Here is an 8,748-nt window from a genome sequence, read left to right on the forward strand (position 1 = left end):
ATTAAATAATTAAAACAATATATTAAAATGTAAATTATTCGAACAATTCACAGAAGAACCTCTAGTATCTCACTTACTAGAGGTTCCACCCACTATACTATTCTTTATCTTTTTCTTTTTCTACTTCTTTTTTCTCATCTTCTACTACAGATACAATAGGTTTATCGTTTGATAATTGTTGAACCGCTCCTTTTCCAGCAAATCCTTCTAATAACTCTTTTAAATCAATGCCAGAAGAAGCTTTTAATGTTTCTTGCATCGTTGCCATTAAATCAGTCGCATAACCTGCAACTTTTCCGGCGCCGCTATTTTTACCACCGCCGCCTGTATCAACAACTGTAATTTTATCAATGTTACTAAGTGGGCTTGCAACTTCCTTCGCATAACTTGGAAGCATTTTAAGTACCATATCCATAATTGCCGCTTGGCCATATAACTCAAATGCCTCTGCAATTTTTTGTTTCGCTTCTGCTTCTGCTAAACCTTTTAACCTAATAACATCTGCTTCCGCCGTACCTTGTGCTTTTTGTACTTCCGCTTTAGCTTGACCTTGCGCTTTTTCGATTTCCGCCTTCGCTAAACCTTCCACACGTACTTCTTCCGCACGCGCTCTCGCTTCAGCCTCAATCTTATATTGATCCGCATCTGCCTTTTTCATTTGTTTTACTTTTTCTGCTTCCGCTGATTGCTCAACAGCATAGCGATCTGCATCTGCTTTTTTCTTTACTTCTGCATCGTATTGCTTTTCACGACGCGCAATCTCTTTTTCTTCTAATTCAATTTGTTTCTCACGCTCAATGATTTTAACACGCATTTGCTCTTCTGTAACACCTTGTTGCGCTTTCGCTTGTTGTAATTCGTAAGAAAGATCCGCATCTGCACGAGCTTGTTCTTGCTCTCTCTTATAAGATTGTACTTTTAATTCTTTATGTTTTTCAGCTTCAGCGATTTGGGCATCACGTTGGTATTCAGCTTCTTTCGCTTCTTTCTCAGCACGAGCTTTTTCAATACGAGCTTCCTTTTCACGCTCTGCATTTGCAATTGTTGCATCACGCTTAACCGTCGCAATTTGTGGCTGACCAAGTGCATCTAAGTAACCGTTCTTATCCATGATTTCTTTAATTGTAAAGGAAACGATGCGAAGACCCATTTTCTTTAAATCTGTAGAAGCTACTTCATGCACTTTTTGCGCAAATTGCTCTCTATTACTATACGCATCTTCTACTGTCATAGAAGATAAAATCGCACGTAAATGACCTTCTAAAACTTCTTTCGCTTCTACTTTTAACTCTTCTGTTTCTTTTCCTAAATATTGCTCAGCTGCTGTCGATACTTCTTCAATTGTAGAACCTACTTTAATAATAGAAACACCATTTACTGTAACTGGAACACCTTGCTTCGTATACGTATCGCGTGTGCCCACTTCTAACTTGTAATTTAGTAAGCTTAAAGGTTCTGCTCTTTGCATGATTGGCACTACGAATGTACCGCCACCGCGAATAATCTTAATCTTCTTTCCATCATCAGTGGTAACTACATTTTTCCCACCACCAAGCCAGTTCCCTGTAACAATTAACGCTTCATCTGGTCCAACTGTTCGATACTTCGTAATGAATACTAAAATGAGTAGAATTAAAATTGCGAGTAAAACTCCACCAATAATTAATGGAATCGTCATGTGAATTCCCCCTTATAATTTTGGTTTTTTTAAAGAATAAGCGATGTTTTGTACAAGCAAAACACCATCTTGGACTCCCTCAATAATAACTTCAGTTCCTTGTGAAATATCTTTTTTCCCAATTGTTTTAGCTGGAATTGCATTACTTCCAAATTGGGAGGATATTAATACTTCACCAAATCCTTCTGTAGGAATTGTCGTAATGACTTCTCCCTTGCAACCAATGAATTCATCCATACGTTGCACAGTATTTTGTTCAGCCTCTGCAATCGGCTTTAAAATTAATATTTTCATTATGAATACACCAATAAAGGATATAGCAAATGCAGCCACGAAAATAAGAATACTATTAAAGGAAAATAAATATTCTCCTATATAACTAAGTCCACATAACATGGCGAAAAAACTAAGTAATAAAGTAACAACGGATACCGATCCGCCTCCAAAACTAAATATGGATTCAAATATATCCCCAAAAAAGATATAAATCACAGTGAGTATAGTAGCAATAATAAATCCATATAAATAAATTGTCTCAAGTGGATAACCAAACAAAACCATTTCTTATCCCCCTCTCTTAAACAATCCCTTTTTTGTTATGTGTATGCCCCACCTCTTCCAAAGATTATTGTTCTTAATTTTCAGTTATTTAACCTTTAAAGAAAAGCCTGCAGTACAGGCCTCTAAAAAAGAACAGGAGAAACCCATTGTGACAGGCTCCTCCTAGAAAATAACCGATATATTATATATCTATATAATATATCATTTTCCACAAAAAGTAAAGTTAAACATACATTGGAAAGACACTTATTTTACTGATAATTTGTACGTTCCATCACCATTATCATATTTATATACATACAAGTAATACTTGCCTGGTTTTGCATTAAATTTCGCTTCTATATGATTCCCATTGGCTTGACCGTAAGCTGCATAATTTTGCATATCTGATTCATGGTGAAGTACCCATGTCATCCCAATTCCATACTCATTTAAAACAGAAATGTCGATATCTTTCGCTGATGCTACATTAAATGTATAAACATCAGTGTGGTCCCCGCCAATAAGACTGCCTTTTATCGTACTATTTAGCCCGATACGATTTGCTTCTTCTAGACGATTATTTGGTTCTGATTCTGTTAAACTTCCATCTTTAATCGTAACAGTTGTTTCGCTTCTGCTCTCTTTGCCTTTATCATCTTTTACTCTTAACGATACTTTATAAGAACCTTCTCTTTCATATACATGTACTGGATTCACTTCTGCACTTGTGCTTCCATCTCCAAATTCCCATAAATAAGAAACAATTTTTCCATCTTCATCGTTTGAGCCATCACTTTTAAATTGAATTCCCTCTTTTACAAGACCGCTATAAGGGCCATTTATATTAACCGTTGGAGCTTTATTTTCTCCATCATCTTTTGCGATTCCATGGAAGACTACATCATATTCAAATTCATTTGAACTATTCACACGATAATTGACGAAGTATGCTGTAACAGTTTTGTAGCCACTCCATTCTTTTTGCGCCAATTGTTCTAAAGATTCATTTACTCTTTTACTCATTGCTTTCCAATCTTCTGATTCACCTTTTGTGACACTACCTGTATACGTACCTTCTAATGTAAATGTATTAAAGAATTGAGAATTATGTTTTGTCATTTTTGTATCTTTCATAGGCAACGTATCACTAATTTCTTTTTTCACTTCAGTTAACGATTTCGGTGCATGTTCAGCTAAATAATCATCTGCTACTTCCGGTACATTATATTTATCTTGATTATCAATTAACTGCTGCATATACTCTTGATACTCTTTATTTAACTTAGGATCTTTACTTAGATTTTCACGATATGCATCATAATTTTTCACGTCATTCGCACGAATCAAATCTTGAATTTTATCAAATGTTTCAAACTGATGCGTATATAAGTAAGACTGCAATGCGAACGAGTAATTATAGAAATCCCAAGAACCGTATTTAGCAAATAGTGTACGCTCTGCTGTATAACGGCTTGCAGGATCAGATGATAATCCGCTAATTATACTCTTTCTTGGTACAACGTTATTCGTACGAGTAGATCCTGCGAAAAACTCTGCATTTCCTTCTTGGAACCAAGTTAGCCTTTCATTTTGATACATATCTCCTCTTCCGAATAAACCTGGCACTTCATATCTCCCTTGAAGATAATGGGTAAACTCATGGCGGAATAATTCTTCTAAACTATAAATACTTTGTTCTGGCGTACGTTCATATGTAAAGAATGTTCCTGTTTCTTCAATATAAATTCCACCGTTGTTCGTTTCATATCCATACAGTTGTCTATTTAATTGGTACTCTTCTGGACTGTTATAAATTACGATCGTTAATATATCATCTGCATTGCCCGGCTCTAACGCTTTATCATTCCCAATTACACGATGATACTGCGCTTTTACTTCCTTTGCAGCCCAGTATAGTCTCTTAATTTTTTCTTCCGATACTTTATCTCCTGTTTTAAATACGATAGATCCATCATCAAATGTATACGTTTTTGGTAAGTACTGCTCTTTTCCTTCTTTACGTATTTTCTCTAAATCTACTGTATTCCCGCTATAATCTTTTCCGTTATAATTTGTTGTAATTTGTTCTACTGCGACAAAATACGGTTCACTTAAACGTGGATACATATGCATTGCCTGTGTCACAACTTCTAATCCTTTATTTGGATTGCTATGAAACTTCCCTAAACGACTAGCAAAGTAAATTCCATTATTAACGAGCCACTTATTTTCTGGTGTTACTTCATTTAGAAGAGCAATACGATTTATTTCATTAATAAACCCATCTACTTTTCCATACCACATCGTTTCATTCGCTTCTTTACGAGCCTCAATTAAGTAAGACTGTATATCATAGTCAATCCCTTGCATAATATCGTATACAGCTTGTCCTTTCATACGATCGCCTACATACGTATGAAGATTATCATTATATTGTTTTAAAATATTAGCTGCGTATTGAATCGTTTCAACATCACTTGAAGCGTTACTAATCAATTTTCCGTATGCAGATACGACTGTATCTTGCTCATCTGTACCTAGCTTAAAGTTTGGGTTATTCGCAATTGCTTTTAAAGCAGGTAAACATTTATCCTGGAAGCTTCTTTCATTTAATTCACTTAATTCGTTATTATAAAATGCTAGATAAAAAGCTGAACGTAACACTTCCGTAAACGTTTGAATTCCTTTTGAATCATCTTTCGTAAATGTACTACCTCGATGAGCTAATTCATCTATAACGACTTGCATTTTCCCTTTATCTTTATAAAAGGCCTTTGCATCTTCATTAAACTGGAATAAGTCTGTAATTTGATACCACTTAATACTGCCTAACGTTTCAACTAATTCTTGATTATTCATTTTGTTTAAATCAGCCATTGAATAGCTTTCTTTAACTTGCTTTACTGCCGCTTTGTTCGGAATAGATGCTGGTCGCTGTGAAAAGTCTCCTACTTTTAACCGTTCTTCAAACGATAATGTTTCCTCCGCTTTAGAAACGTGTCCAACCTCATCTACTGGTTTTTCAATTCCAACTGGTTTCGAATGCAATACATTATATGGCACCTTTTCTTCTGCTGATGCATGAGTTTGAATTGCCCCCAGCGATAGAGCCATTGTACTAATACTAAGCATTACTTTATTAATTTTTGATTTCTTGTTCATATCCTTGCCCCCTATTCAAATATTCCATTCACGAATTTAACATAAAATCTAGATACAACAATATAAAATGCAATATTTCATATTATTTCTTCTTACATTTTGTACATATCGTGAACAAATTCCCTTTTTTCTCCCGAAAGTAATCCGAATCCTTTCACGTAATAAAAAGAGAATTTTTTGACAATTTTTTCTTTAATTGTTATGATTAATATAATTGTTAACTTTATTAAACAAGGGTGGGATTCTATGATAAAAAAAGAAAACAGTGTATTTTATATCTCCATCTTGCTAACAACATTATTCATCATATGGGGAATTACCCCGGCAAGTTGGATACAAGGCTATGATTTACAAAGCGTTACATCTTCCTTAAATTCATTTATCCTTAATAAATTTGGATGGTTTTACTCTCTACTTATGACCGCAATGATTATTTTAGCCGCTTATTTAGCATTTTCTAAGTACGGTTCTATTCGTCTTGGTAAAGATGGTGAAAAACCAAAGTATAGTTATCCATCTTGGCTATCCATGTTATTTGGGGCAGGAATGGGAATTGGACTCCTCTTTTATGGAATCGCTGAACCGATTTCACATTTTACAGATCCACTAACAGGAAAAGCAGGTACAGAGGAAAGCGCCAAGCTCGCTATGCAATATTCATTTTTCCACTGGGGTCTCTTTCCATGGTCACTATACGCAATGGTTGCTTTAACAATTGCATATTTCACATTCCGCAAACAAAAAGGTAGCACAATTGGGGCTACAGTTACTCCATTATTTAATCGATCGAAAAATTCTCCTATCGGAAAAACAGTTGATATTTTAGCTGTTTTAGCCACTGTATTCGGTATTGTGCCATCTGTTGGGATTGGTGCTCAACAAATCGCCGGAGGATTAAGCTATTTATTCCCTTCTATTCATAACACTTTACTTACACAGCTCATACTTATCGCCATCTTCGCTGTTTTATATTTAACAAGTGCACAAACAGGCTTAGATCGTGGGATTAAATATTTGAGTAACTTAAATTTCTCTCTTGCAGGTATATTACTCGTCTCCTTTTTACTTTTAGGACCAACTGTATTTATTATGAAATATTTCACATCTACACTCGGTTCTTATATTGGAGCTTTACCTAGTATGGGATTAAATTTAGGAGCATTTAATGAAAAATCTTCTTCTTGGATAGAAAACTGGACTATTTTCTATTGGGGATGGTGGATCTCTTGGTCTCCATTCGTCGGTACATTCATCGCCCGTATTTCTAAAGGACGCACAATAAAAGAGTTTATTTTTGGAGTTGTATTAGTCCCAACTCTTATCTGCACATTTTGGTTTGCAGTATTTGGCGGCACCGCTATCCATATGGAAATGTTCCAATCCCTTGGAGTAGCTGATGAAATCGCAAAAAACGGGACAGAGATTGGATTATTTGCTGTTATTTCACACCTACCATTCTCTACATTTTTAACAATTATCGGGTTAATTTTAGTAGCCACATTTTTCGTTACTTCTGCAGACTCGGCAACATTTGTTGTTTCCATGCAGACGAGCAACGGAAGCTTATCACCGAAAAATAGTTTAAAACTTATATGGGGATTAACAATCGCGATAATTGCAGCTATTTTATTACAAGCTGGAGGATTAAATGCACTGCAAATTGCAGCTATAATTGCAGCACTACCATTTTCTATCGTAGTCGTCCTTATGGTTACTTCGCTCTTTAAAGAGCTGCGAAAAGAAGATGTTAATTCGCAAACGAAAGAAGTTCCGAAAAAAATAAAAAAGGTTATGTAACGATTGGCACCTCTTATACAAGAAGAATTCGGCCCTCAAATTAGTCCTGAATCTGTTATTACCGAGGGCGGCAAAGTAAATGAAATAAAACCCATTCGTATGAAATATAATCTTCATACGAATGGGTTTTTACTCTATTATATAGTGTTGTAAACATGCCTTCTCCTCAAACCCTACTTTCTTGTACAACTCCATCGCACGATCATTATTCGTATTCAAACATAGTTCTATCTCTTTCATCCCTTGGGACGAGAAAATATACTGAATAGCAGCTTGTAATAACCGCTCTCCGACACCTTTTCTTCTACTATTTTCAGCAGTTGCAATAAATTCGATATTCGCTTCTTGAAACTCCGGATTTACTTCAACATATACGTAACCTTCTAACTTATCATTCTTCATACTTACAAATAATTTATTCATATCACTTAAACGTCCGATAATTTCATTTCCGTCATAATATGTATTAGGAAAAACATTATTGTGTAAAGCAATAAACTGCTCAAATACTTGTTGAGATGCTTCCTCTATTTGATTCATTGCACATTGCTCCACATTACTTTTCTTTAAAATTAAAACGCTATGTTTCTCTTGTTTTTTAGCTTGTAAATATTTCATAAAGTCGATGCTATTATTATTTTTCACTTGATAAAATCCATGAAACTTTTGAATATGAAGTGGAATCTTCTCGATAAGTTTCTCCCACATACTTAAAGCAATCTCTCCCCAATTCGAAGCTATAATAAAAGGCCCCCAAATCTCCGCACTTTCGCTTACCTCATCTATATCAAACCCTAATACACCTACAATTTCATTATTATCATTATAAGAAACGACAAAAGACTTCTCCCACCCTATATCAGAAAAACCATGAAGAATAGCGTCCAATATTTCTTCATGATTTTCCCCGCAATAACCAACATGCTGAGTACTATCTTTATTCATCATCGAAATAAATACTGCAGCTTCTTCGATCTTTGAAATAGAATTAATATGCATAACTTCCCCTCCTTTTCTAATACACTTAGACAATCTCCAGTAATATCCTTCTCTCATAAAAAAAGACATCATCATATGTATGTTTCTAATGAAACTGCCATGATAATGTCTTCTCAAAAAAGAAAAAATTAATTATATATAATAATGAGATTAAACGTTATTTACTTCTTAAATAATCTCTTTCTAAATACGAACATACTTAGTGCGGAAAGAACAAGTGTTATTCCAGAAAGTAAAGTCGATGTGCTAGCTTCACCGCCTGTTGATGGTAAAGATTTCTTGCCTTCCTCTGGCTTATTAGTATGTTGTTTATTTAAAGTGTCTGCTTTTCTTCCCTCGTTTGCAACAACTTGATTATTCCCTTTTGGCTCTTGATCCAACCCTGTCGCTGATTCTTTTACTTCTTTCTTTGGTTCTTTCGCTTCTTCAACTTCTTTTGTTGGCTCTTTTACTTCTTCTTTTGTTTCTTCAACTTCTTTTACCGGTTCTTTCACTTCTTCTTTTGTTTCTTCAACTTCTTTTACCGGTTCTTTCACTTCTTCTTTTGTTTCTTCAACTTCTTTTACCGG

At 34.9% G+C, this 8,748-nt stretch carries 6 protein-coding genes; 1 reads left to right on the plus strand and 5 read right to left on the minus strand.

The window, feature by feature from the left end; translation table 11 throughout:
* Positions 1 to 97: 97 nt before the first annotated feature.
* The 3 genes from PDK19_RS16110 to colA all read right to left on the minus strand — a co-directional run bounded on the left by PDK19_RS16110 (position 98) and on the right by colA (position 5,383).
* Complete coding sequence (locus PDK19_RS16110; protein WP_000155025.1) at positions 98 to 1,678, minus strand: flotillin family protein; 1,581 nt, start codon at positions 1,676 to 1,678, stop codon at positions 98 to 100.
* 12 nt (positions 1,679 to 1,690) lie between these two features.
* Positions 1,691 to 2,239 carry an NfeD family protein gene (locus PDK19_RS16115; protein WP_000242441.1) on the minus strand — a complete coding sequence of 183 codons (549 nt, stop codon included), beginning with the start codon at positions 2,237 to 2,239 and terminating at the stop codon, positions 1,691 to 1,693.
* A 246-nt stretch (positions 2,240 to 2,485) separates the two neighbouring features.
* Positions 2,486 to 5,383: a collagenase ColA gene (colA, locus tag PDK19_RS16120; RefSeq protein WP_001036374.1), complete on the minus strand. Its 2,898-nt coding sequence runs from the start codon at positions 5,381 to 5,383 to the stop codon at positions 2,486 to 2,488.
* 246 nt (positions 5,384 to 5,629) lie between these two features.
* Between colA and opuD the strand changes: the two genes are divergently transcribed.
* The gene (gene opuD / locus PDK19_RS16125; protein WP_014893334.1) at positions 5,630 to 7,180 is read left to right on the plus strand and encodes a glycine betaine transporter OpuD; all 1,551 of its coding nucleotides are present in this window, start codon (positions 5,630 to 5,632) and stop codon (positions 7,178 to 7,180) included.
* Between the two features lie 129 nt (positions 7,181 to 7,309).
* Here opuD and PDK19_RS16130 read toward each other — a convergent pair whose 3' ends face one another.
* On the minus strand, positions 7,310 to 8,179 hold the full coding sequence (locus PDK19_RS16130; RefSeq protein WP_049111091.1) for a GNAT family N-acetyltransferase: 870 nt from the start codon (positions 8,177 to 8,179) through the stop codon (positions 7,310 to 7,312).
* A gap of 161 nt (positions 8,180 to 8,340) precedes the next feature.
* Positions 8,341 to 8,748, minus strand: a 408-nt coding sequence (locus PDK19_RS16135; protein ID WP_270707577.1) for an LPXTG cell wall anchor domain-containing protein, incomplete at its 5' end; no start/stop codon positions are given.

Origin of the sequence: Bacillus cereus group sp. BcHK124, from assembly GCF_027712065.1 — a bacterium.
Classification (GTDB): domain Bacteria; phylum Bacillota; class Bacilli; order Bacillales; family Bacillaceae_G; genus Bacillus_A; species Bacillus_A pacificus.

Coding starts and splice junctions, on each gene's coding strand:
- PDK19_RS16130 (WP_049111091.1), bottom strand. CDS start 8,179: ATGCATATTAATTCTATTTCAAAGATCGAAGAAGCTGCAGTATTTATT.
- PDK19_RS16110 (WP_000155025.1), bottom strand. CDS start 1,678: ATGACGATTCCATTAATTATTGGTGGAGTTTTACTCGCAATTTTAATT.
- opuD (WP_014893334.1), top strand. CDS start 5,630: ATGATAAAAAAAGAAAACAGTGTATTTTATATCTCCATCTTGCTAACA.
- PDK19_RS16115 (WP_000242441.1), bottom strand. CDS start 2,239: ATGGTTTTGTTTGGTTATCCACTTGAGACAATTTATTTATATGGATTT.
- colA (WP_001036374.1), bottom strand. CDS start 5,383: ATGAACAAGAAATCAAAAATTAATAAAGTAATGCTTAGTATTAGTACA.